Origin of the sequence: Quyinboa mangrovi, assembly GCF_042219825.1 — a bacterium.
Taxonomy (GTDB): Bacteria; Bacteroidota; Bacteroidia; order Bacteroidales; family UBA5342; genus JBHJHP01.
Genome location: NZ_JBHJHQ010000004.1, coordinates 359,387 through 385,247, shown reverse-complemented (window position 1 = coordinate 385,247; position 25,861 = coordinate 359,387). Strand labels below are relative to the sequence as shown.

Genomic DNA, 25,861 nt, shown 5'->3' with positions numbered 1-25,861 from the left:
ATTATAAAAATATCTCTCACTCCAGTAAAACAAGTATATTTTGCCAGACCTTATCATCCACAGGAATGCCATTCTCCAGGTTTTTCAGACGGGTTAACAGCGTACGTTCTCCGGGATAATAGGTACGTTCACCAGGCCGCATAGGTTCAACATCATGTGTGTAATTAATAATTTCATCGAGCAGTTTATCCTGGATATCCTTATCACCAAACCGCTCCGGATTAATGCAAAGAAAGATCTGCGACACACCCGATTCATGCGCCTTCTGTCCAATCCTAAAAGTGGAATCACCAGCTGAAAGAACCGTAGTTATTATATCCAGAACCATGGATAAAGCTGATCCCTTCCAGTAACCTATTGGTAATCCTCGTTCCTTAGTTAAAATTTTTTCGGGGTCATTTGAAAGTTCATCATTTTGATCCCAACCTCCAGGATAAGGTAGTTTTTCACCTTCAAGCTTGTATGAATTAATCTTACCAAAAGAGTATTGAGACAGAGCCATATCCAGTACAACATGACCTTCTTTACGTGGAATGGCCACAACAAAGGGATTATTACCAATCCTACTGTCTTTTCCACCCCAGGCCGGCATATTGGGTTTGGTATTGGTAAACAAGATGGCTATACAACCGGCATCAGCAGCCTGCCATCCATATGTTGCTCCACGCATCCAGTGATTGGTATTCCGCAATGCCACAAGTCCCATACCATGCATTTTTGCCAGTTCAATAGCTCGATTGGTACATTTAGTAGCATTTATAATTCCGGGACCAAGATTCCCATCCCAACGTTCCATATTACCGAAAGATCCTAACATTTCAGCCTCAGCATTCGGGACAACCAATCCCCATTCAACATAGTCGAGGAATTGCCGGACACGGTTTATACCATGAGAATTTACGCCATCGATGGTATTGTTGGTATATATCTCCGCCAAAACGGCTGCCTTAACTGAAGAAAACCCATATTTTACAAATAGCCGGAAAAGGACGTCCTCCATTTCCTGAGACTGAATCAGCATGAATAATATTCTTTAAAATGAATAATTTACACGCATATTAAGATAATTAGCCGTGTTTTGCAAATTAGAACTTTAGTCGGACTAAAATTGTCAGGCGAAACAGTAAGAATATCTCCGTACAATTCTGGAATGTATATAAAAAGGAAGAGGCTGTAAAATTTCAGCCTCTTCCTAATATTTGTTACTCCGTTTATTTTAAATTAATTTTTCGGGTTATATTAAAATCCGACGTAGAAACTTTAACGATATAGGTCCCATTATTAAGATCAGATGTTTTAACATCAAAGGTATTTTCACCTGCATTTCCTTCAAAAATATTATCTGCAACAACTCTACCTGTCATATCATAAATACTTGCATGAACTTCAGATGAAACATCTAATGTCAATTGACATGAAATCTGACCTTTTAACTGCGCTACAATAAGATCTCCTGAATTCATTTTAACATTTTCAACAGGTGTAAATCCTGCATCAGCATAGATGGCAGCAATCTCTTCTGGTGAAAGCGCTTTATCATAAATACGGACCTCATCAATAACACCATTAAATGAACCTTCTTCCGGTGTTTGCGTACCGGAACCGTCATTCCTGGCACCAATCATAATAAAATCCCCGGCATTTGCAGGAACGTAAACACTTGGATCTGTGAAAGCTCCATCAACGACTAACTCCTTATTAATCCAGATTTGTTTTTTCTGGTTTTCCACGTCCACAATGCAAACGCAATGGACAAAGCCATCAGGATAAATTGGTTGCATGTATGGCATATCTGACGGATACTTAATCTCTGTTGATTCAAGACCACTTCTTGGGTCAAAATCTTTATCACTAGCAACACCACGGGATGTAAAGCATAAAAAACCACCATTTTCGGCAGTTATATCAGGATAAGTTTCGGCATTAGCATATTGACGGATTTGAAAACCGGCTCCATCTTCTCCCCGGTCACCAATAAGAACATTGTCAAATTTTGCATCAACTTCAAACTTGTTTAATTTAAAAAACAGAGAAAAGGAAAAACTTCCTGCAGGCGCAAACTGAATATCAGTCAATATAGCATCCGTTGTACCAGTTTCAAGTCCATGAAACATTACTCCCTGCCCCTCAACACCTTCTGTGAATTCCGGAGCACCGACAGCAGATCCATTATGACCATTTGCTGTAGCGTCATTGTAATCACCATTAAATGAATAATGGGCAATTAAACCTGTGGTTATGTCCGCCTGACCATAACTAATAAATGAAATACAAATAAATAAAAGTAAAATTAGGTTTTTCATAGTACATCTTTTTAATGATTAACAGTTGGAATTATATACCAGTATAAATGCTTAAAGGTATGAAAATTGAGAGAATTCTACAGTGTTTTGGTTCATAGATTTTACGTACCTGATGAAAAGATAAAACCTCTTCTATAAAAAATTTGGAAGTAAATTAAGACTTAGTCAGGTGTGAAACGGATGCATTTTGCAAAAACCATTATTTTTCAGCTAACAAAATAAACTGATCATAATAGTGCATTTTGCCGTCACTCTTTTCACGCTTTAAGGTAGTATAAACGTATGATTTTATATTTTTAAAACCTTCATCTTCAAATTGCGCCGAAAGATCCTCTATTTCAAAGCCTTTATGAGGAACTTCTTCAAAATTATGAAAGGAACCGTCCTCACTCACCAGATCGGATATAACAATTTTGGCATGATCTGAGGTTATTTTATACAGGTGTTTTAATACATCTTTGATATTTATAATATGATGAAAAGCCATATTGGAAACAACCAGATCAATGTCCTTTTTATCATAAAGCAATACATCACCATGAAGAACCTCAACCTGATCATCAGGTTTAATTTTTCGTTTTAATATTTCAAGCATGGCTGCCGAGGTATCCACAAATACCACAGAATTTATTTTGGGTAACAGTTTAAATCCAACAAGACCAGTTCCGGCGCCCAGTTCAAGTGCCTTTTGATTTTTATGCAGTGTTATAAGCTTTAATAGCTCGGATACATACTTTTCTGTCATTTTGATTTTTTGAGGACTGTCCCAGTCTGCAGCTTTTTCTGCGAAATTATCTATCATGGCACTTCTTTATAAAATTTTGTCAATTGATCTGATTCTTAAGCATAAACTTTACCTAAAACAACATTTCAAGACTTTTGTTTTTAGTGGAAACCCGTGTTTTCAAAGATTTAAAAGTTTATAACCTAAACATTATTAAATCTAAGAAAATTTGAGATTTCCTACTTCCTTTCTTTGAACAACAAGTTTCTATCAGGCAATTCTCGAGCACGGCTACTTTCTTATTTATCAATTGAGATTCTGTAAGAGACAGCATAAAAAAATACAGCCGAATCAATAATATGAGAATAAAGTATAAAAAATATGTTGCAATGGATACAAATATTTTCTTAGATAAATTTAAAATTGCTTGTTGCCAGGGTGGTTTAGAATAAATGTATTATTTTTAATCGATGTTTCATAAAACGTAATCTAATATTTGACCCAGGAAATGCAAAACCTCAAACGAACAATATTATTTATGTTGTTACTGTCAGGACTAACAGTTTTTAGCCAGAATAAATATAAACCGGGATATTTTATTCAGAATAACGGTAAAAGAATAAACTGTTTTATTAGCGAATCAGATCTGAACCAGACCTTCAAAGCATTTACATACAGGATAACGGCGTCATCACCTGTTGTTAAAATGCTGGCAGATTCTGTAACTGAAGTAAATATAATAGATGGTACCAGGTATAAATGGACGGAGGTACCGAAAATTAACAAACGCTTATTTCTAAATGTTTTGGTTTCAGGAGAAGCAACTTTATTCCGTCAGGATAACGAAGGTTCATCCCTATACTTTTTTAAGTTGAAAGATTCAGAAACAATGCTTTTACCACCACCTGAATCAGAGAATCAACAGGAGTATATTACAGTATTGAAATCGGAACTTTTATGCCCTGGTTTAATTGATGCCGACTTTTCAAATCTGACCTATTCAGATTCAAAGCTTATTACATTGTTTATCAGATATAATGTATGTAAACAGGATAGTTATGTAAAGCTTAAGGCAAAGAAGGAATATGACCTTTTTAACCTTTATATTAAACCTGGTTTTAGTTATGAATCGATGCAGGTTATTTATATGAATGCAGATATGCCTTTTTCTGTACACTTTGGACATAAGCCAACAATGAGATTTGGTGCGGAAATTGAATTCAATATGAATATACTTAAAAACAGGACCGCATTGATTATTGACCCTTCGTATAATTACTTCTTCGCCGATAAAATTGAAAACTCCATCTACTCAAAGATAAGTTATACTTCATTTGAATTTCCCTTTGGAATAAGGCAATATCTATCCATCTCTCCAAAATCAGAATTATTTGCAAATGTTGCTTATCTGGCTGATATAGTTTTTGATTCTGACATTATTTATGTTGATTATTTAGGTCATAGGTTTCCATATGATTTAGACAATGTTATTTTTTCGTACAATTTTGGCGTTGGCTATTGTTGGAACAAAAGACTAAACGTTGAACTTCGTTATAACTTCCAGAAGGAATTGTTCCCAAAAGAAGTATACTGGCAATCTAATCTCTCAGGATTCTCGTTAATAGTAGGATACAATATTTTCAAATAAGTTCAGATGTAAAACTATGCATAAAGTCTTAGTAGCAGGGGCAACCGGATATCTGGGCAAATACATTGTAAAAGAACTGTTAAACCAAAATTATTCTGTGCGTGCTATTGCCAGAACATCTGAAAAATTAAATGATCTCAAGCATCCAAACCTCGAAGTGGTTAAAGCAGATGTAACCAATCCAGACACTCTTAAAGACTGCTTAACAGGGATAAAATATGTGATTTCTACTGTTGGGATTACCCGGCAAAAAGATGGTCTGACGTATATGGATGTGGATTACCAGGCTAACATGAACCTTATGCAGGAAGCTAAAAATGCAGGCGTCCAAAAATTTATTTACACCTCTGCTATTAAAGGAAACCTATACCGCCATTTGAAAATTTTTGAAGCAAAAGAGAAATTTGTGGATGCTTTGAAAGACTCTGGTTTATCTTACGTAATAATGCGCCCGAATGGCTTTTTCTCCGACATGACAGATTTCTTTGAAATGGCTAAAAAGGGACGTGTTTATTTGTTTGGTTGCGGAGAGCAAAAACTTAATCCCATTCATGGAGAGGATCTGGCAAAAGTATTTATTGAAGCAATAAATTCAAACAAAACTGAAATTGAAATCGGCGGACCGGATATTCTAAGCCAAAATGAAATTGGTGAACTGGCCTTAAACGCGCTGGGCAAACCGGTAAAAATTATGCACCTGCCGGATTGGATACGTAAATTTACTATTTGGACAGTTCGTACATTTACATCATCCAAAACATACGGTCCTATTGAATTTTTTTTGACGCTGATGGCAGATGATACCGTAGCTGATTGCTATGGGAAGCATCATTTAAACGATTTCTATAAGTCACTTACAGAATAAAATGCCTTTGCTTTTTTAAGGCTTTCAAAGCTTATTTGCTAAATTGAGACAAATTTGTGTAACATGAATTTTGAATTTCTTATTCTTATTTTCCCTGTTGTATTTATGCTCCACGAATTCGAGGAAATTATTTTCATGCGTCCCTGGATAAAAAGATCTGAATCGAAGATTATTTCAAAGATTCCCAAAGCAGGACCTGTTATTGTAAAAAAACAATTGTTAGTAACAACTGAGGCCTTTTCATTCATTGTGGCGGAAGAATTCCTGATAGTCACAATTATTACACTGTATGCATTCTTTGTACAAAATTATACCCTTTTTGCATCGCTGGTTACAGTTTATACGCTTCACCTGCTTATTCATATTGGTCAGGCCATATTGTTGCGATCCTATATTCCGGCACTGGCTACCTCTTTACTGACAGCTATATACAGTTTTTATACTTTAAACAGGTACCTAACATCTGCATTTTTTGAGTTGAACCGGACAATAACTTATACGCTTATTATTTTAAGTGCGGCTGCAATAAATCTGTTACTGATGCATATACTGGCTGCAAAAATTAAATGTTTACAATCAATAAAATAAAACGCATGAGTCTGTACAACATTATAAACTGGCTACTTTCAGGAGACGTTTCCATTCAGTATCAGGTTCATCGTGACCTTTTGAGAACAGAAAGAAAAGACCTGAGATCAAGAATAGCTAAGGAAGGCTGGGGAAAAATGTTTCTATCAAAACAAAGACCAGATGGACATTGGGGCTTAAAATTTTATCAGCCAAAATGGACATCTACCCACTATACACTTCTCGATCTGAAAAATCTGGCAATCGATCCTGACATAAATTCAATAAATACTATTTTAACCAAAATATTGAAAGAAGAAAAGGCATTCGATGGTGGTGTTAATCCCATAGGAACTGTAAAGGTCAGTGATGTGTGCCTGAACGGTATGTTCCTTAATTACGCGAGCTATTTTAAATCAACCCCCGAAGACCTGAAATCTGTAGTTGACTTCCTTCTGAAAGAGACAATGCCTGACGGAGGTTTCAACTGCTGGTCGAACCGAAGCGGGGCGCGCCACAGCTCTTTACATACTACCTTGTCAGTTCTGGAAGGAATCGACGAGTATCGTAAAAACGGGTATACATACAGACTTGATGAATTAACGAAAGCTGAATCAACATCACGGGAATTTATTTTAATGCACCATCTTTATAAATCCGATAAAACAGGAATGGTTATAAAGAAAGATTTTCTACGCATGCCCTACCCCTGCCGCTGGAGATACGACATTCTGAAAGCCATGGATTATTTTCAGTGTTCGGGTTCACCATGGGATAACCGAATGCACGATGCAACACAACACCTTATTATTAAAAGAAACAAACAACAAACATGGAATTTACAGGCGCCATATCCGGGCAAAATCCATTTTGATATGGAAACAGTCGGTCAACCGTCGAGGTGGAACACATTAAGGATGCTCAGGATTTTAAAAGCGTATAACCCGAACCTGTTCCAACAATACTTGCAATAACGGCCTTAATAAATCTTAAAACCAAAAATAATTTCTCCCGGGAGTTTCATTTTCCGTATTTTGTATAAATAGCAGAAAAAGTTTAGTCAAATGAAAATATTTGATCATTTCTTCGGTCTTTACACAGATCATTATGAGCTTACGATGGCACAGGGATATTTCCTTAGTAGTAAATATACACAACGAGCTTCGTTCGACTATTTTTACAGACGTAATCCATTTAAAGGTGGATTTGTAACCTTTTCAGGCCTTTCCACATTTCTTGAAATTCTAAAAGATTTCAAATTCAGTGAGGACGACTGCGCTTATTTAATATCGGTGGGTTTTGATAAGGATTTCGTGAATCATCTTAAAAATTTCAGGTTCCGTGGACATATCTGGTCAGTGCAGGAAGGTGAAGTTGTATTTCCCAATGAACCAATTGTCAGAATTGAAGGTAATCTTTTGGAAACACAGCTGATTGAAACACTGTTATTAAATATTTTGAATTTCGAATCGCTGATTGCGACTAAAGCCAACCGGATGAGGATTGTAGCAGGAGATCGTTTGCTTTTAGAATTTGGTCTGAGGCGCGCCCAGGGTTTAGGTGGATTAATGGCCACAAAAGCAGCCATGAACGGAGGATTTGACGCCACCTCGAATGTTCTGAGTGCTAAAATATTTTCAGTAGTTAGTACAGGTACAATGGCTCATTCGTGGATACAAAGTTTCAGCACTGAACTGGAGGCTTTCAAAACCTATGCCAGAATATTTCCTGACAATTGCATTCTGCTCGTGGATACCTACGACACCTTAAAAAGCGGTGTGCCCAATGCCATTAAAATTGCGGAAGAGCTTAAAAGTCAGGGGAAAAAACTGGCGGGAATACGATTGGATAGCGGCGATTTAACGTACCTGAGTAAACAGACCCGCAATATGCTGGATGCGGCCGGATTTCCTGACGTAAAAATTGTAGCTTCAAATCAACTGGATGAATTCATTATTCAAAGCTTATTGTCCCAGGGTGCCCCAATAGATTCTTTTGGTGTTGGAACTTCACTCGCAACGGGAAAAGAGGATGCAGCACTGGATGGTGTTTATAAACTGTCCGATCTGGATGGGTCACCCACCATGAAATTCTCTGAAAACCTAGCCAAAATGACACTCCCGGGAAAGAAAAAAATCTTTCGGTATTTTGATGAAGAGGGATTATTTAAATGTGATGCCATTTTACTTGAAGAGGACACTCAGATAACTGCAATGTATCATCCAACTGAACCCGGAAAGCATATGGATCTGCAATCCTTGAGGTTTGAAGAGTTATTAAAACAGGTTGTAAGCAGTGGTAAAATTGTGGTTTCTTCCGCTCAATCGAAAGAAATTGCTATATTTACAAAAAACAGGTTAAAAAAGTTACCTGAAGAATATAAACGTTTTTTAAATCCGCACGTTTATAAAGTCGGGATCAGTAATAAATTATTGCAGACCCGCAACAAGCTAACCAATCGTGAATAGATATCCCCTGACACTTTAATTAACTTTAAAACAGGAAAGGTATGAAAGCTTTATTAATTGTAGACCTGCAAAATGACTTTTTACCCGGCGGAGCGTTACCTGCACCGGACGGGAACAATATTATACCGGTTGTGAATAACCTGATGGAAGATTTCCACTTTGTCATTGCATCCAAAGACTGGCATCCGAATGAATCTGTTCATTTTGAAAAATGGCCGGTTCATTGCGTCAGAGGTTCTCTGGGATCAAAATTCCCTGCTGCGCTGAAATCTAAAAATATTGATCTCGTCCTGAGAAAAGGAACAGAAGATACCGATGATGGTTATTCAGCATTTGAAGCGACGAATGTTAATCTTGTGGATGTGCTCAATGAGCGTGAAGTAACGGAATTATATGTTTGCGGTCTGACCACAGAATATTGTGTTAAGGAAACGGTTCTGGATGCCATTAAAAACGGCTTTAAAACATTTGTGATCAAAAATGCTACCGAAGCTGTAAAAGCAAATCCGGGCGATGAAGAAAAAGCATGGAAAGTAATGTACGAAGCCGGTGCTGTAATTGTCGATGACATTAAATACAACGGATTAAGTGCATAACCTGTTCGTTAAACCATTCTGGAAGGATCAACCCATTCATCAAACTCTTTTTCAGTAACATAACCCAATGCCATTGCTGCTTCCTTTAACGTGGTGTTTTCTTTGTAGGCTTTCATAGCAATTTCTGCTGATTTATAATAGCCAATATGAGGATTCAGGCTGGTTACGAGCATAAGTGAATTCTTAAGATTTGAATCAATTCTCGTCTTATTTGCTTTAATTCCTTTAATGCAGTGATTACAAAAACTAAGACTTACATCTCCTAAAAGACGGGCGCTCTGTATGATATTAGCTGCTATAACCGGGCGGTACACGTTGAGTTCAAATTGTCCGTTACTTCCTGCAATACCAATTGCAACATCGTTTCCCATAACCTGGGCAGCCACCATTGTTACAGCTTCAGCCTGAGTTGGATTTACCTTACCCGGCATAATGCTTGACCCTGATTCATTTGACGGTATAAATATCTCTCCTATACCACCACGCGGACCACTGCTCAGCATCCGTATATCATTGCCAATCTTCATCAGACTTACTGCCACCCGCTTAAAAGCTCCGCTTAATTCAACAATGGCATCATTTGTGGCCAGGGCCTCAAATTTATTCGGAGCAGTTTTAAAAGGATAACCTGTTAATTCTGCAATTTTAAGTGCCGTGAGCTCATCGAACTTTTCAGGTGCATTTAAGCCGGTTCCAACAGCAGTCCCTCCCAGTGCGAGTAACGCAACTTTTCCCAATGCATTTTCAATCGCATCAATACCATTATCTATTTGCTGTGTATAGCCACTAAATTCCTGCCCTAAAGTAACCGGTGTTGCATCCATAAAATGTGTGCGCCCCAGCTTAACTATATCTGAAAACAAATCAGATTTTTCATAAAGTGCATCTCTTAGTTGCTTCAGTCCTTTAAGTGTATTTTCTACCGTAAGCTGGTAAGCTGCAATATGCAGAGCAGTCGGAAAGGTATCGTTGCTGCTCTGACTTTTATTGACATCATCAACAGGACTTAAAAATTTCTTTTCATCGCTCAGGTCTCCACCATTCAGTACGTGTCCGCGATTAGCTATTACCTCATTCACATTCATATTTGTCTGCGTACCACTGCCTGTTTGCCAGATCACCAAAGGAAACTGATCATCCAGTTTATGATCTAAAATCTCATCACATACCGAAATAATAACATTGGCTTTATCTTTTTCAAATATGTCTAATTCGTTATTAACCAACGCCGCTGACTTTTTTACAATTGCGAAGGCATGTATAATCTCCCCTGGCATGCTGGCTGCTGGTCCGATTTTAAAATTGTTTAAACTTCTTTCTGTTTGGGCTCCCCAGTATTTATTTTCAGGAACTCTGACATCACCCAGTGCATCATGTTCAATTCTGAATTTCATAGCATCACAATTTATTGATAAACAAATTATCACGAAAAAATGCATAATACTTAAGGAACTTTAATATCTGCATAGAAGTTAAAAACCATCGGGATTAAATTTGATCCCATAAATTATGTACAGCACAATTGTTTTTTTGTCAACATTCGACCAAAGAATCATTGCACTAATTTTGGTATATTTACAAACCAAAACTGAAGTTTTATACGAACAATTAAAAAACAACTCTTATAATTCACAACATTATGACGCGTAAATTATTAGCAATTTTTCTTATTGCCTTATCTGTTAACCTTGTCGGGCAAACAAAACTTGTTGTAAAGCCCAATGATCCTATTGCAAAGATTCAGCCAACCATGTACGGAATCTTTTTCGAAGACATCAACTTTGCTGCAGATGGCGGAATATATGCCGAACTGGTAAAGAACCGATCATTTGAGTTTTTTGAACCAATGATGGGATGGCTTGAACCAAACTCAGACAGGCATTCCCTAAATCTGAAATCAGGAAAAGCAACGCCCATTAAACGCAGTAGTGATGAAAAAAACCAGCATTTCATAAAAATTGAAGTGAATGATCCCAGTGGTTATTCCATTATCAACGAAGGATTTCGTGGCATGGGAATAAAAAAAGATGATACCTATAACCTGACTTTTTTAGCCCGCGAAGAAAAAGGGATCAATCATGTTATTTTCAGCCTCGTAGCTCAGGATGGCAGTATTATTGGTTCAGATACCGTAGCCGTTAATGGAAACAAGTGGGAAAATTATGCTACGTCCATTAGAGCAGATAAAACCTGCCCGAAAGCAAAATTGCAAATTACATTCGCTGAAAAAGGAATTATTGATATGGATATGATATCCATGTTCCCTGAAGATACATGGAAAGGCAGACCCAAAGGACTCAGAAAGGACCTTGTTCAGCTGCTGGCAGATATGCAGCCCGGATTCCTCAGATTTCCCGGAGGGTGTATCGTAGAGGGTCGTACGCTGGACCGCAGGTACCAATGGAAAAAAACTGTGGGACCAATAGAGGAGCGTGAAAACCTGGTTAACCGTTGGAATACGGAATTTGCACATCGTCTCACGCCAGACTACTACCAGAGCTTTGGTTTGGGATTTTTTGAATATTTCCAACTGGCGGAAGACCTTGGCGCTCAGCCCCTACCAATTTTAAGTTGCGGTATGGCCTGCCAGTTCAACACAGGTGAACTTGTTCCCATGGAAGAACTTGATCCATATGTGGACGATGCTCTGGATTTAATTGAATTTGCCAATGGCGATCCTTCAACTGAATGGGGAAAGGTAAGAGCCGACATGGGTCATCCGGAACCATTCAACCTGAAATATATAGGAATCGGTAACGAACAATGGGGACCCGAATATTTTAAACGTTACAAAATATTTGATAAAGCCATTAAAGAGAAATATCCTGACATCGTGGTTGTTTCAGGCAGCGGGCCATTCCCTGATGGCGAGTATTTTGATTATGGCTGGGAACAACTTAAAAAACTTCATGCCGAAATAGTTGATGAGCACTATTACAGACCTCCACAGTGGTTCCTCGATAATGCAACACGATATGACAACTACGACAGAAGCGGACCGAAAGTTTTCGCTGGTGAATATGCAGCGCAAAGCGTTGCGATAGCAAGTCCTAAAAACAAGAATAACTGGGACTGTGCCCTTTCCGAAGCTGCGTTTATAACAGGAATGGAACGGAATGCTGATCTCGTTATAATGACTTCCTATGCACCTTTGTTTGCACACGTTGATGGATGGCAATGGACACCGGACCTGATCTGGTTTGATAATCTCAGATCTATGGGATCAGCGAACTATTATGTACAAAAAATGTTCTCCACAAACACAGGTGATGATGTGGTTCCAATTCTTCTGGACGGTAAAGATGTAACCGGACAGGATGGTTTATATGCAACTGCATCTGTTAAAAATTCTACCAATGAAATCATCCTGAAACTGGTTAATTCCACAAACACGGACAAAAGTCTTTCGTTTGATTTTGAAGGCTTAAAAAAATTCGGTAAAAAAGTAACCGTAATCTCATTAACGGGTTCTTCTCCTGATGATATGAATACCTTGGATAATCCTAAGGAAATTTATCCCGAAGAAACCATCATAAAGACCAATGGGAAGGATATGAAACTTGACATTGGAGCCAAAAGTCTTGTTGTGGTTAAAATAAAAAAATAAGGAAACCTAACCAAAGAATAAAGGAGCAGGACTGAAAATTGGTCCTGTTTTTTATTTTTTCGTCAGTACAATTTCTGCCAAAACAGGAAAATGATCCGAAGGATAATGGCAATCCTTAGAATCAGTTAAAACACCATACCTGTTCACATCTCCAACCTTTTTGTTTACAAAAATGTAGTCAATGCGATTCTTAGGTATCTTATGAAAAAAGAATCCATTGAATGTGGCATCAGGTCCATAAGGCGACTCTTTACTCAACATTTTGGTATCGGTATAATGTTGACTGATGAATACAATTGGTGCATCAACCGGTGTTGCATTAAAATCGCCCATCAGAATTACCGGATCATTTTCTGTATTCATTTCATCTATTTCGCGATGAATAAGCTTCAGTGATTCCAGCCTGGCTTTCGGTCCCATATGATCAAGATGAGCATTAAATACCCACATTTTTTCGCCGGATTTTTTATCCCTGAGATAAACACATGAGCATATGCGTTCCAAAGCTGCATCCCAGCCAATACTTGGTTTGTCAGGTGTTTCAGACAACCAGAATGTTGTTCCTTTTATACGTTTGAACCGTTCAGCATTATAAAAAACAGCCGAGTACTCTCCTTTTTGCTTGCCATCATCCCTGCCTACACCCTCGTAATGAAAACCCGGCAAATGTTGAACAATATACTCAACCTGATGATGCAGCCCTTCCTGAATTCCAAAAATCTCTGCTTTATGAAACCGGATCAAACCAACAACCATATCTTTACGGTGGTCCCAGTTATTAAGAGAATCTCCCGGATTATCATATTTTATGTTATAAGTCATTACGTTAAATGACTGGGCTGATAATGTTGCTATTGAAATAAATAATCCTAAAATTACAATCCGTATTCTGTCCATGTTCTTTCTTCTGTGTTTATAATTAAACAGTAGCATAGTTTAACTTGCTCTATTAACTGCTAAAATTAAAACTTTGTTTGTTTTCCACCGTAAAAAGTAATCAAAAATCAGTCTCCCGTTACGGTGTATCAAATTTTTTAATTCAATACAGGTTTTAACCGCGTGGATTCTTCATCGATATTAGTATTGGCAAGTTTGTACAGTTCCGCCACATCAATACTTATAAATCCCAATTCATTCATCACCTTTCCAATAATCAGATAACATCCGGGGCCTCTGAATGGAAAATCATTTGCAACCTGAGGAAACTGCACCGTATCTATCCAGTTTCCTTCTACATCCACAAAAACCCCGAAACTCATCATCTTACCATCATGAGTCTGAGTTCTTTTAACATGAACCAAATAACCAACAACGCTAACGGTCTGATCGACTAAAAAACGTAATTCCCTGGCCTTAATAGTATTGTGCGGCATACTTTGTACTAACTGAAACGGTGTAAATGTGACCAGAAATCCCAGCAATTCCAACTCATTATAAGCCTGCTCCAACTGATGATAGTACAAATCAGGCAGTTTGAATTCTTTTACCTTTTCTTCAAACAGCGTATTAGACGGGGTCGTCTTTTTGCTTTTCACCAAAATAAAATGTGCATCCCAAAGTAGTTCCTTCACAGATTTCCCGGTGAACCTGAATGCCCCGATCCTGATCAGAATGGTTATCTGCTCAAGCGATATAGGAACCTTTTTTATAAAATCCTGCAGATTTTTATAAAATCCGTACTGGTAACGCTTTAGCAGGATCTGACGTTGTGTTTCAGTGTCGAGGTTATACATTATATTGAACCCCAGCCAGATTGTATCACCTTTAATCGTAGTCTCGTCTTCACTTCGGTTCACACATGGAAGCTCAATCTTTGCACCATGCATCCTTGCCTCATGCAAATACAACTCTATTCTGTAAAAACCACCACCATTATTTATGGTTGCCACCAGATATTCCAGGGGATAATACGCCTTTAGAAACAAAGCCTGAAAACTTTCTACAGCATACGATGCCGAATGGCCTTTGGCAAACGCATAATTGGCAAAACTTTCAATCTGTTTCCATACCCTTTCGATGATATGTTCCGGAAAGTTTTTCTTCCGGCAGTTTGAGAAGAATTTTCCTCTCACCTTATCAAACTCATTGCGTTGCTTAAATTTCCAGGACATTCCCCGGCGCAGAATATCTGCCTCTGCCAGGGTCAGATCTGCAAATAAATGTGCTACCTTCAGTACATCTTCCTGGTAAACCATCACACCATAAGTTTCCTTCAATAAATCATACAATTCCGGCATTTCATTACGTGCCTTATCACGCAATTCCGGATGGCGGTACCGCAGCACATACTCTCCCATCATACCACTTTTTGAAACTCCAGGCCGGATAATTGAACTGGCTGCCACAAGCCTCAGGTAATCATCTGCTTCAAGCTTTTGCAGCAGCATACGCATAGCAGGCGATTCCACATAAAAACAGCCAATAGTCATACCCTTCTTCAAGAGATCTTTTATTTTGACATCCTGCTTAAACCGGTTTATATCGTGAATATCCAGCTCTTCTCCCCTGTTATTGTAAACAATCTCCAGAGTGTCCTTTATTTTCCCCAATCCGCGCTGACCCAAAATATCAAATTTGGAAAAGCCAACATCCTCAGCTTCTATCATACTAAAAAAAACAGTAGGAAAACCTTTGGGCGGCAACATGGTCGACGTGTAATAACTTAAAGGTTTATCTGAAATAATGATACCACTGGAATGCACCGTTAAATGGCTGGGAAAACCTTCAATCAACTTACTGTACTTCAGCACTAACTGACCAATTTCATCAAAAGACTCGGTTCCTTTGGCTGCCTGTAACTTATCGATATCCGAAGCCGGTAGTCCAAACGACTTCCCCAACTCCCTGATAACAGATCTGTATTGAAATGTGCTGTAAGCGCCTACCAAAGCGGTCCGGTCCCAACCATGCCGGTCGAACAAATAACGGGTTACATCATTGCGGTCCCACGATGAAAAATCGATATCAAAATCCGGAGGTGATGTTCGGGAAGGATTAATAAAACGTTCAAAATACAGATCCAGTTCAACCGGATCCACATCGGTAATTCGAAGCAGGTAGGCGACCATACTATTGGCTCCGCTACCCCGACCGACATAGTAAAAACCACGGCTTCTGGCATAATTTACCAGATCCCAGTTGATCAAAAAATAAGAACAGAAATTCAGTTCCCTGATTATTTTTAACTCATGTTCCGTCCTGTCGAGAACAGCCTTTGACGGATGGTTTCCAAACCGGTATTTCAAGCCCTTTTTGCACTCCTCCACCATAAGTTGGTAATCTTCCTCCGGCGACTTTGTAAAGCAACTTTTATTTTTAGGCGTTTTGAACTCAAACTGTATGGAACAGGAATCTGTCAAACGCTTTGTATTTTCCAGCATATACGGATAATCCGCATAAATCTTTGTAAGTTTTTGAGGAGTCAGCATAATTTCGTCAGGAGATGCCTCCTCCGACTTTGGTAACTTACTTAATAAGGTATTGTTATCAATGGTACGTAACAAACGGTGCACATTAAAACCGCGTTTATTCCGGAATGTTACCGGAGCGAGAATGACCAGTTTATCTGAATGATGTTGCCATTGTGAAAAGACAAGTTTAGATACGTCCGAAGGCCGAACGCCAATAAACTCATTCCGGGCCAGTTCGCGAAACGGTGTTTTATTAAAAGGATAGACAATATAAACATCTGAAAATTCCGGAGCCCGTAACGAGAACTTCTTCCCGGAATGTAAATGTTGTGTGAGATGCTCATTCAGCGCCTGAAAACCTGCATTATTCTTTGCTATTCCTATATACTTCTGTTCGGCACCATTTCGGAATTCAATACCAATAAGCGGTTTTATATTTGCCTTTGTGCTCAGACGAATAAAATCAAATACAGCCGAAGTGCTGTTAACATCGGTAAGTACCAACGTTTGATGCCCTTTGGATTGTGCCTCTTCCAATAACTGTTCAATAGAAAGCGTTCCAAACTTATAACTGAAATATGTATGGTTGTTTAATAACATTCCTTTAAAGTTACAAGTGACTAAAGTTGAAAGTGAGCTAGAGTTATGTCAATTATAAAATGACGCCTAATTTTATTCCTGCGCTTACCCTTTAATTCCCTACCTCGCTCTGCTGAAGCTTTGCGAAGGCGAAGAAGGGACCCTCTCCGCGGAGTAGATTTCCCCTTTCCGCGAGTCGCCGAGGCTATAGCGGAGGAACAAGGGTACCGGGGTGTGTAAAGGCAAATGATATTTGACACAACACTAATGTTAGTTGTACTCAAGTTTTAGACTTTAGATCACTTGTAACTCTAGCTCACTCTAGCTCACTTTAGATCACTTGTAACTCTAGCTCACTTTAGTCACTTTCAACTCTAGCTCACTTTAGTCACTTTCAACTTTAGCTCACTTATTTACAATCTTCTGTGAGCCGGAATAACAGGTGGTTCACCATTAAACGGATTACTCATCATTCCCACACCACTCGTATCCATTGTCACACTTCTCAGTACACTGTCCTGTCCAAATCTGTTACGTATCCTGTCCATTGCCTGATAAAGCTTCACATACCGTTCATTATCCTCAAACAGGTTCATCTGATATCCGCCACCCAGTAAATGACTGTAGCGCACACCCACTAATCTGACCAATACTCGTCTGTCGTACAACTGATCGAACAACTCCATAACGGTTTGAATAAGTGTATGATCAAGCGATGTATAAGTGATGCGTTTCTGACGTGTTCTGGTGTCAAAATCGGAATAGCGTACCGTAACCGTTACGCACGATGTAACTTTATTGCCGTTCCTGAGATAAAAAGCCAGTTTTTCCGCCATGGCCGTTAGAATACTTTTTAACTGACGTACATCAATGGTATCCTTTCCAAGTGTGAGCGACGATGATATTGACTTTCGTTCGTGGTAAGGAACAACTGGTGTGTTGTCAATTCCCTGAGCTTTTTTCCAAAGTGCAATACCGTTCTTTCCCATCACCCGCTCAAGCAATTCAGAAGGCATTTCCTGGAGTGTTTTAATGTATTTTATTCCCAGACCAGTCAACATCTTATTGGTTTTATCACCAACCATAGGGATTTTTTTAACCGGTAACGGTGCCAGAAAAGCCTTTTCATTCCCATTAACAATCTGCATATGATTGTTCGGTTTAGCTTCTCCTGTTCCTACTTTTGAAACCGTTTTATTTGATGATAATGCAAAAGATATGGGAAGTTTTGTTTCCTTGATAATGCGTTCGCGTAAATCGATGGCCCACTTATAAGTGCCAAAAAAACGATCCATGCCTGTCATATCAATATAGAACTCATCTATGGAAGATTTTTCATACAAAGGCGAACGTTCTTTTATTATCTCGGTAATAGTGTCAGAAAATTTGCTGTATATAGAACTGTTTCCCCGTACCACAATAGCTTCAGGACATAACATTTGAGCCATCCGCATGGGCATAGCGGAATGAATGCCATAGGTACGCGCTTCGTAACTGCAGGCAGCCACAACTCCTCGGCCACTTGTTCCACCAACCAATACGGGTCTGTTGTTCAACTCCGGATTCAGAAGCCGCTCACACGACACAAAGAATGTGTCCAGATCGATATGTACGATTGATTTGTCCATTTTTAAGTTACAAGTGACTAGAGTTGGAAGTGACTAAAGTTGGAAGTGAGCTAGAGTTAGAAGTGAGCTAGAGTTAGAAGTTTAGAAGAGTGTAAACTTTAGCTCACTTTAGTCACTATAGCTCACTTTCTTATAGCTTTTTGCTTATCGAAGAAAAAATAGCAAGCAATTCCTTAGCTTCAACAGCCAGTTCATCCAAACCTTCTGTTCCATTTCCAAAATCTTTAATTACCTCTAACCAATATACTGTTTCACTTGCTTCACTTTCGGATATTTTAATTCTGCTTGAAAAATCAGCTCTACTTCTTGCCCTGTTTGCTTCACGGTAATTTGCTCCTATACTTGTTCCTGATTTTGAAAGTTGATTTTTTAAAACACGTCCTTCAACTGAACCCGGTAAGGCTGATGAAAATTTCAGTATACGAACTGCAAAAGATTTAGTTCTTTCTTCCAGAATTTTACTAAACTCTTTATTATCCATTTTCATCTAACTTTAGTCACTTTAGTTCACTTACAACTCTAGCTCACTTTAGTTACTTACAATTCTAGCTCACTTTAATCACCGAAACCACGACTCCCTGAACCCTGAAATTTCGGGTCAGAATAATGGGCTGATGAACCGGATTATCTGAGCAGGGACGCAATACAATGTGATCCTGATCCAACTGTAGTTGTTTTATGGTTGCATCATCATCAATGAGCGCCACAACGAGATCACCTGAGTTAGCTGAATGATCCTGCCGGATCAGGACCAGATCACCATCATCAATTCCTTTTTGATTCATGGAATCTCCTGAAGCCCTGAGAAAAAAATACCGCTTATCTTTTTCAATCAAATCAACGGATACAGAAATCTGAGCCTCCACATTTTCTTCTGCAAGCATAGGCAAACCGCACGCCACTGAACCCAACAATGGAACTTTAGCAGTAAGCGCTCTGTCACCCTGATCTTCAAACGTAAAATCTTCCAGTGCAAGACTGCCATCTCCTTTTCGGGTCAATGCTCCTTTTTCGGTAAGCTGTTGTAAAAGAACAGTTACTGAACGCGGCGATTTATAACCCAAATCACGCATTAAACTCCTTGTACTCGGCATCTTACCATACAGCATTAAATAACTCCTTATGGCTTCCAGTAATGCTGTTTCTTTATTTGACAACTCCAAAAACATACACAAATATACACTTTGTATATATCAGGATCAATAATTTTAACACTAATTTTTGGACAGGGATCAAAAAATATTTTGCAACCTTTACAGATCGAATTAATACAGAGTTGAATAACCCATCAGAATGCTTCCTGAATTTAACATACCACCCCCCTTTAGATACAATCCTTTAAAACATCACAGGTCATCCATTATTGGATTTATTAAATCGGCATCAAACATAACCATGAAAGAATGGGCTGAACTGGTTCAGTCGAATTACATTGATATTTACACAGGCCGGCTTACCCCAATAAACGTTTGCACCGAGATTAATGTCCTGCTAAACCACAAGGGAATTAAATCGAATGAACAATTTTTAAGTTGGGTTCATAAAGAAAAACCGTACAAAACACTGAGATTAAGCGATGATTCCGAATGGATTTTAAGAAAGGGAGAGCATGAAGAACGGTACATACACATTCATCCATCGCGTACCGGTGCTTCTACGTTAAGGTTTAAAGGAACCACGCTGATTACTGCCTATAAACTTCATCAGAAGTACAATGGCAATCAGTTTATTCCAACGCTTCAACAGGTAAATGAGGCTCGAAAGGAAATGAACCTCTCCCCTGTTAAACGTCTGGATCACGAAAAAGGGATCCTTAAATGCTGGCAAATTATTTTCAGATAAACCTATCTGATCCGGATGATCTTACCTGTCTTAATCTGAGTTCCGACAGCACCTGTCACCTTCAGTTCGTAGAAATAGACACCATCCGGCAAATCGGCTCCGGTTTGCGTTGTTCCATCCCAGTCAGCAAGATGCGTGCCTGCAGAATAATTTCCTGCCGTCAAGATCCGGACTACCTGGCCTGTTACACTTCGTATACTTAACTGGACCGATGCATGTGACTGCAATTCAAAGCTGATTGTCATCCGGTTATTAAACGGATTCGGATAACATGACGTCAGCAGTTCCTCTGGCATTTCAGGAGCCTGATTTGCAACAGACATCGGATCATCCCTGCCCGGAGAACCATTCACCAGTGAAGACACAGTCCAGTATACTGAGCTGTCCTGATTTATTAACGGATTCTTTTTTACAGGAACAAGTGAATAACCATATCCATCCGGTTCTACCGGCCATGGATAGTCGTCAAAATATCTGACATCACAGATGGTATCGTTTGTCGCAGTAGCAACTAAAATACGCTCGCCATTATTATCAAGCTGTCCGTCATATTCTCCAAAAGGCATAAAACCATACCGGTTAAAAAAGTCATCTTCATCTGATGCCAGTACAATAAATCCACCCGGTTCCAGATAGGTTCCTTCAGGGAAAACATAACTAATGCCTTTAATAATCTGCACACCACTCATATCTATGGCAAAATCACCGATATTTTTCAGTTCAAGGAATTCAAATTTATCTCCATCCACAGTATCCGATGCTTCAGGATGATAATTTATTTCTGTAATTCTTAAGTTATTCAAATCCTCCTGTACACTGAAAAATGCTTCAGATAATGCACTCCATTCATTGTTATAGTAGGTTCTTGCTTTTACATGTGCTGAACCGGATAACGTAATTGGTCCGCTATAGACATCAGCCATTTCACTACCTGAATCAGACTCCCTTATTCCCGCCTTTAATGTCGCTTTAATATAAAAATCTGAACTGGAAGTGTTACGGTTCAACCCCTGAACAGCCAGTACATTTTCCCCTTGCTTCAATAAATTAATGTTGGCAGATATCGAGAAAATTTCAAATGAAGCGGCTTCATGTGATCCTGTGGCAGCACTGGTAAATGTAAGAGATGAAGGTGCATTGGCTCCGGCCACTAACTGTCCGTTCAGGTAAGCCGCAAACCCATCATCATATTGTACTGCTAAGGTTAATGTTGACAAATCATTTAAATTAAGATCACTGATCGTAAAAGGATACCGCACTAAACAACTACTATTTGGAGTGGTAGTATTACCATCATACATCTTATCTGCCACATCAATTGCAATCATAGACTCGTAACCGGAATTTGCTTCGTAACCAACACCTTTGGCTGAGCCAGATGTGTTTTCCCACGAGGATGCATCAAAACCAGTAGTATTCCAGGTATTATCACTAAACCCTGACTCCGGAACCAGTACCTGCATTGTATTTGTTGTGCTCACCAGATCCTCTTCTGTAACATTGCCTACTTCACCTTTTATCGGATCACTTCCGTCTGTTGTATAATAAATCTCCCCATTGGCAACCTGCATGGTCAATACATCTCCTCTTGTTATAGTTGTTCCGGTTGTAACAGTATTGTTCAGATACAGTTGCGGCACATCAATGTTTGGGTAAAATCCTGCACTTTTAAATTGTTGTAAAAGCTTAGCGGTTCGTTGAGGGAAATAGGTATTCTGCATATAACTTTCAGCTGAAAGCCAGCTCGCTTTAGTATAGAGCAAATAAGGTGATGAACTCCAGGAATGTACATCACGTCTGTAGTCGCCCCAACGGGCAGATTCTCCATCAATGGCATCTTCAATCTGCACATAACGTTTCATCCATAATTCCACTGTTTTATCGGGAGTCAAAAGCCCGTCATTGAAAAGATATTTATAGGCACGATCTGCAAAACGACGCTTAAACAGTTCATTTTTCATCATATTCTGGAAAATATTACTCGGACAACCACTGTTGAATTCACTTGTCACATTATCATTCACACCTTCCAGTATATGTTCTGCGTCCCATACCAGGAATTTATATCCGGCACAACGATACACCCTGTTATACATAGCTGCCCAGTTATGGTGATCCCAATCAGAGTTGGCTCCATACATATTAATCAGCATATAGTCAATCAGGTTGTCCATATCCAGTAATGGTTTGTAATTGTAATTTACAGAACCATCCGGATTGTTGCCCTGAAGCTTTTGATAGGTTGCATCAGAAACAGTACCTGCATTAACTGTACTAATAAGTTCATTCCATGCATCACCTGATCCATCCATCACTTCAGAATAATCTTTAATCACATCAAACTCGTCATCACTACCTTTCATATACGAAGCAGCAAAATCTTTATCCATGCGCTCAGATACGGTGTAAATACCCCAGTATAATCCATTGATAAACAAATGCGTATACAAGGCATGACCAGACGGGTGCCCCATTGCACGCTGCATGTCTTTTCCCCAGGCATCTCTGTGATACGTCGATCTCTCACGCTGATCAGAATCTCCATGAACCCATGTATTATTAAAACCACCGCGAAGAATCAATGTGTTAAAACTGTCATCAGCATCCTCACCAAAAATCGGAAAGTTCAACCTTGACGGGCCATATTCACTTTTAAACTTTAACCTGAAAGAGTGCTTTGGATTTTTAGTGGCCAGACGGCTATGTCCACCGTTAATGGTAATGCCACAATCAACCTGAAGAGAAAGAGAATCCTTGTTGTCAAACAATTCAAAGGAAATGGGTCTCTCCCAGTCCCTGCCTAGAGGATTATCGGTAAAAATAAATCCAGTATAAATATATATACCACCTGTTACTTCATCGTAATCGTGAGAAAAGAAATTTTCCTTTTTAGTCACGATTGAGATGGCCGGAAGCTCCTTTAAGGCTACCTTTAATGAAGCTGCAAATTCCGGATCAGCCACAAGTTCAGGATCCACTTCATAATCAGCAGGTGCATTCCCCGATAAGGTTTGAAACGGCCCCCACTCGTCGGGATAACCTGCAGGATTATTGGGCTGATGAATAATATCATCCACAAACAGATACGTTTGGGTGTTAATTTTACTGGCTGTCTGACCCGTCACAAAAGCAGAAGCCCGTAACACAGTGGTTGTACTGATATGGATTGGATTAACATACAGTGTTCCGTTTGATTCGGTCGGCTCACTGCCGTCGGTAGTGTAATATATTTTTGCTGAACCAACATTACTGCTTATTGTAAGATCAAATGCAGAATCATAAAATCCATGATTACGGCTGAATTCCGGTGCCGGAATGATACTGCTGCCCGACCCCGGATTAACTGTTCCGGGAGACAACACGGTAAACGAAACATAAGCGCCATCAAAATAACCGTATGATACATCTGTTTCCTGTACCGGGAAGGAAGGATCAAAGGCAGTTACAGGAACTCCCGAAGGATTTACCAATGCCAGGTATTCTCCGTTTCCACTCAGTTTGAAATTAGTATGTAATTCACCGGCCGGGTCCGTACGATCCTTTCCTGAAGCAAAAACTACAAGATATTGATCCGGTTCAAGCGTAATATCCGGGAAAACCCATTTTTTAAGATCGGCGGCATCATCGGTTAAGGCCCATTCCTGTAAGTTGATAGCACCGGATGTTGGATTATAGATTTCTATCCAGTCGGAATAATCACCATCTTCATCGGTTATGGACGTTTGGTTTAGTGCCAGAAACTCGTTAATACGCAGTGTCTGTGCATGGATGCCAAAACTAATTGCCATGAGCATAAAACCCATAACAATACCTTTTAATAAGCGGTTAGCAGTAAAGATTAGATTCATAGTACCTTTTAAATTCCCAAAACAATAGGCTAAGATAATTTCTTTATTGTATTATTCACACTTTTTCTGAATATTTTTCCCATAAATGCCTTATTTTTAATGACTCTGATTAACTTTAGCCCTATGAATCATACACTAATTGTTTTTGTAATTGTCAGTATTCCGATGGTGGTTGCATCATGGCATCCGTTGCAGAATATAAAGAGCCATGGGTTTTACAGATTTTTCGGGTGGGAAGGTATTGCCTGGTTATTCGCCAGCAACTATCGCTATTGGTTTAACAATCCTTTAGGTCCGAACCAAATTCTATCATGGATTTTTTTATTCATTGCAGCATACCTTGTAATATGCGGATATCTGGTTATGCGAAGAGCCGGAAAACCATCGAAAGAAAGAGACGAAAAAGAACTCTTCCACTTTGAAAAAACAACAAACCTGATTGATCATGGTGTTTTTAAATACATCCGTCATCCACTGTACGCGTCACTGGTCTATCTCACATGGGGATTATTCTTTAAACATATAACTTTACCTCTTTTAATTGTTGCCATAATCTCCTCAATATTCATGCACATCACTACCTTGTATGAAGAAAAAGAATCCATAGCATATTTTGGAGAAAAATATAAAGCGTATATGTCAAAAACCAAACGGTTTATTCCCTTTATTTTTTAACTCTACATTTACAATATACAGGCCTCACAGGTAGAGATACCTGATTTGTGTTGCCATGCCATTATTTTCAACAAATATTTGAATACAGTGTTATTCTATATTTGAATTTGGTAAATTTAGCCTGATAAAACAGAAAACAAAATGAAACTAACAAACTCCATCATCTTTATTTTAGGATTTACAACTTTTGCAGGTCTCTCATCATGTCAAATCGGATCAGATGGTAATTCCGGCTCATTCCCTACAGCTAACGAAAATCTGAATGCTACGTTATGGATGCAAACTTCAGCAGAATATAACATGTTATGTCAACAAACCTACAAATTTGCATTTCTGAACTTAGAACTGGCACTACAGGATAAAACCTGGACGGCAGCACTGGAACAAACCAAGGATTTCTCTGACCTGCCACCGGCAATCATCGTGGATATTGATGAGACTATCTTAGATAATTCGCCTTTTCAGGCCAGACTCATAAAACACCACCAGGCCTATTCAGATGAATTATGGAAAGAATGGGTTCTTGAAGAAAAGGCTGAACCAATTCCCGGAGCCAAAGAATTCCTGGAAAAGGTGCAGTCCCATGGCGTAAAAATATTTTTTGTAACCAACCGCGTTCTGCAGGATCCGACAGTGGAAAACCTGAAAAAGGAAGTTTCCCCTGATATAACCGCAGACGATGTACTTTGTAAAAACGAACAACCCGACTGGGGCTCAGACAAGACCTCACGACGTGCACTTATTGCACAATCCTATAGAATACTTCTGCTGATTGGCGACGATTATAATGACTTTACCTATCTGGGCAAACCCGATCCGAATGAAAGAAAACAAATGGCTTTAAAGCAAATTGCTCATTGGGGAAAAGAATGGTTCGTTCTGCCTAATCCTACGTATGGCAGCTTTGACAAAGCACTGTGGAATTACGATTACAGTAAAACCGACCAGGAAAAAATCAAATCAAAATATCAGTATCTGAACACAAAAGAATAAAACGATCACAACCAGCTTACTGATTACTGAATATATTAATCGTTATTGAAACAAAAAAAATAAAAGGATATAAAGATGAGTTCTATCCACCTGTATCCACAGCAGTAC

General features: G+C 39.0%; 20 protein-coding genes. 10 read left to right on the top strand and 10 right to left on the bottom strand.

Annotation, left to right across the window (positions count from 1 at the left end; genetic code table 11):
• Positions 1 to 16: 16 nt before the first annotated feature.
• From yiaK to ACE1ET_RS10405, 3 genes are all read right to left on the bottom strand, one after another.
• Positions 17 to 1,021 (bottom strand): 3-dehydro-L-gulonate 2-dehydrogenase, encoded by a 1,005-nt coding sequence (yiaK, locus tag ACE1ET_RS10415; protein ID WP_375728338.1) that lies wholly within the window; start codon positions 1,019 to 1,021, stop codon positions 17 to 19.
• Between the two features lie 190 nt (positions 1,022 to 1,211).
• Positions 1,212 to 2,303: a LamG-like jellyroll fold domain-containing protein gene (locus ACE1ET_RS10410; RefSeq protein ID WP_375728337.1), complete on the bottom strand. Its 1,092-nt coding sequence runs from the start codon at positions 2,301 to 2,303 to the stop codon at positions 1,212 to 1,214.
• A 199-nt stretch (positions 2,304 to 2,502) separates the two neighbouring features.
• Positions 2,503 to 3,105 (bottom strand): class I SAM-dependent methyltransferase, encoded by a 603-nt coding sequence (locus tag ACE1ET_RS10405; RefSeq protein WP_375728336.1) that lies wholly within the window; start codon positions 3,103 to 3,105, stop codon positions 2,503 to 2,505.
• A gap of 460 nt (positions 3,106 to 3,565) precedes the next feature.
• On the opposite strand from ACE1ET_RS10405, the gene ACE1ET_RS10400 reads away from it, so the two are divergent.
• The 6 genes from ACE1ET_RS10400 (at position 3,566) to ACE1ET_RS10375 (ending at position 9,171) form a co-directional block, all read left to right on the top strand.
• Positions 3,566 to 4,675, top strand: a complete 1,110-nt coding sequence (locus tag ACE1ET_RS10400) for a hypothetical protein (protein WP_375728335.1) — start codon at positions 3,566 to 3,568, stop codon at positions 4,673 to 4,675.
• Between the two features lie 16 nt (positions 4,676 to 4,691).
• Positions 4,692 to 5,540 (top strand): SDR family oxidoreductase, encoded by an 849-nt coding sequence (locus ACE1ET_RS10395; protein ID WP_375728334.1) that lies wholly within the window; start codon positions 4,692 to 4,694, stop codon positions 5,538 to 5,540.
• Positions 5,541 to 5,603: 63 nt separating this feature from the next.
• Positions 5,604 to 6,128 (top strand): HXXEE domain-containing protein, encoded by a 525-nt coding sequence (locus tag ACE1ET_RS10390; protein ID WP_375728333.1) that lies wholly within the window; start codon positions 5,604 to 5,606, stop codon positions 6,126 to 6,128.
• A gap of 5 nt (positions 6,129 to 6,133) precedes the next feature.
• Positions 6,134 to 7,081: a prenyltransferase/squalene oxidase repeat-containing protein gene (locus ACE1ET_RS10385; RefSeq protein ID WP_375728332.1), complete on the top strand. Its 948-nt coding sequence runs from the start codon at positions 6,134 to 6,136 to the stop codon at positions 7,079 to 7,081.
• 90 nt (positions 7,082 to 7,171) lie between these two features.
• Positions 7,172 to 8,575 carry a nicotinate phosphoribosyltransferase gene (locus tag ACE1ET_RS10380; RefSeq protein ID WP_375728331.1) on the top strand — a complete coding sequence of 468 codons (1,404 nt, stop codon included), beginning with the start codon at positions 7,172 to 7,174 and terminating at the stop codon, positions 8,573 to 8,575.
• Between the two features lie 41 nt (positions 8,576 to 8,616).
• Complete coding sequence (locus ACE1ET_RS10375) at positions 8,617 to 9,171, top strand: isochorismatase family protein (RefSeq protein WP_375728330.1); 555 nt, start codon at positions 8,617 to 8,619, stop codon at positions 9,169 to 9,171.
• 8 nt (positions 9,172 to 9,179) lie between these two features.
• Here ACE1ET_RS10375 and fumC read toward each other — a convergent pair whose 3' ends face one another.
• Positions 9,180 to 10,565 carry a class II fumarate hydratase gene (fumC, locus tag ACE1ET_RS10370; RefSeq protein ID WP_375728329.1) on the bottom strand — a complete coding sequence of 462 codons (1,386 nt, stop codon included), beginning with the start codon at positions 10,563 to 10,565 and terminating at the stop codon, positions 9,180 to 9,182.
• Positions 10,566 to 10,810: 245 nt separating this feature from the next.
• Between fumC and ACE1ET_RS10365 the strand changes: the two genes are divergently transcribed.
• Positions 10,811 to 12,778 (top strand): alpha-L-arabinofuranosidase C-terminal domain-containing protein, encoded by a 1,968-nt coding sequence (locus tag ACE1ET_RS10365; protein WP_375728328.1) that lies wholly within the window; start codon positions 10,811 to 10,813, stop codon positions 12,776 to 12,778.
• Between the two features lie 51 nt (positions 12,779 to 12,829).
• Here ACE1ET_RS10365 and ACE1ET_RS10360 read toward each other — a convergent pair whose 3' ends face one another.
• The 5 genes from ACE1ET_RS10360 to lexA form a co-directional block, all read right to left on the bottom strand.
• Positions 12,830 to 13,675: an endonuclease/exonuclease/phosphatase family protein gene (locus ACE1ET_RS10360; protein WP_375728327.1), complete on the bottom strand. Its 846-nt coding sequence runs from the start codon at positions 13,673 to 13,675 to the stop codon at positions 12,830 to 12,832.
• A gap of 137 nt (positions 13,676 to 13,812) precedes the next feature.
• Positions 13,813 to 16,788, bottom strand: coding sequence for a DNA polymerase III subunit alpha (locus tag ACE1ET_RS10355; protein WP_375728326.1), 2,976 nt, complete (start codon positions 16,786 to 16,788; stop codon positions 13,813 to 13,815).
• Between the two features lie 392 nt (positions 16,789 to 17,180).
• A complete protein-coding gene (dinB, locus tag ACE1ET_RS10350; protein WP_375728325.1) occupies positions 17,181 to 18,395 on the bottom strand; it encodes a DNA polymerase IV in 1,215 nt (404 codons plus the stop codon).
• A gap of 130 nt (positions 18,396 to 18,525) precedes the next feature.
• Positions 18,526 to 18,876: a four helix bundle protein gene (locus tag ACE1ET_RS10345; protein WP_375728324.1), complete on the bottom strand. Its 351-nt coding sequence runs from the start codon at positions 18,874 to 18,876 to the stop codon at positions 18,526 to 18,528.
• A 64-nt stretch (positions 18,877 to 18,940) separates the two neighbouring features.
• Positions 18,941 to 19,564 (bottom strand): transcriptional repressor LexA, encoded by a 624-nt coding sequence (gene lexA / locus ACE1ET_RS10340; protein ID WP_375728323.1) that lies wholly within the window; start codon positions 19,562 to 19,564, stop codon positions 18,941 to 18,943.
• A 226-nt stretch (positions 19,565 to 19,790) separates the two neighbouring features.
• On the opposite strand from lexA, the gene ACE1ET_RS10335 reads away from it, so the two are divergent.
• Positions 19,791 to 20,237, top strand: a complete 447-nt coding sequence (locus ACE1ET_RS10335) for a hypothetical protein (RefSeq protein WP_375728322.1) — start codon at positions 19,791 to 19,793, stop codon at positions 20,235 to 20,237.
• Positions 20,238 to 20,239: 2 nt separating this feature from the next.
• Here the strand turns inward: ACE1ET_RS10335 and ACE1ET_RS10330 are convergent, their stop codons facing one another.
• The gene (locus ACE1ET_RS10330; RefSeq protein ID WP_375728321.1) at positions 20,240 to 24,085 is read right to left on the bottom strand and encodes a lamin tail domain-containing protein; all 3,846 of its coding nucleotides are present in this window, start codon (positions 24,083 to 24,085) and stop codon (positions 20,240 to 20,242) included.
• Positions 24,086 to 24,208: 123 nt separating this feature from the next.
• On the opposite strand from ACE1ET_RS10330, the gene ACE1ET_RS10325 reads away from it, so the two are divergent.
• On the top strand, positions 24,209 to 24,760 hold the full coding sequence (locus tag ACE1ET_RS10325) for a methyltransferase family protein (RefSeq protein WP_375728320.1): 552 nt from the start codon (positions 24,209 to 24,211) through the stop codon (positions 24,758 to 24,760).
• Between the two features lie 141 nt (positions 24,761 to 24,901).
• Entirely contained in the window at positions 24,902 to 25,753 is an 852-nt protein-coding gene (locus tag ACE1ET_RS10320; RefSeq protein WP_375728319.1) for a 5'-nucleotidase, lipoprotein e(P4) family, read from the top strand.
• The last annotated feature ends 108 nt before the right edge of the window (positions 25,754 to 25,861 follow it).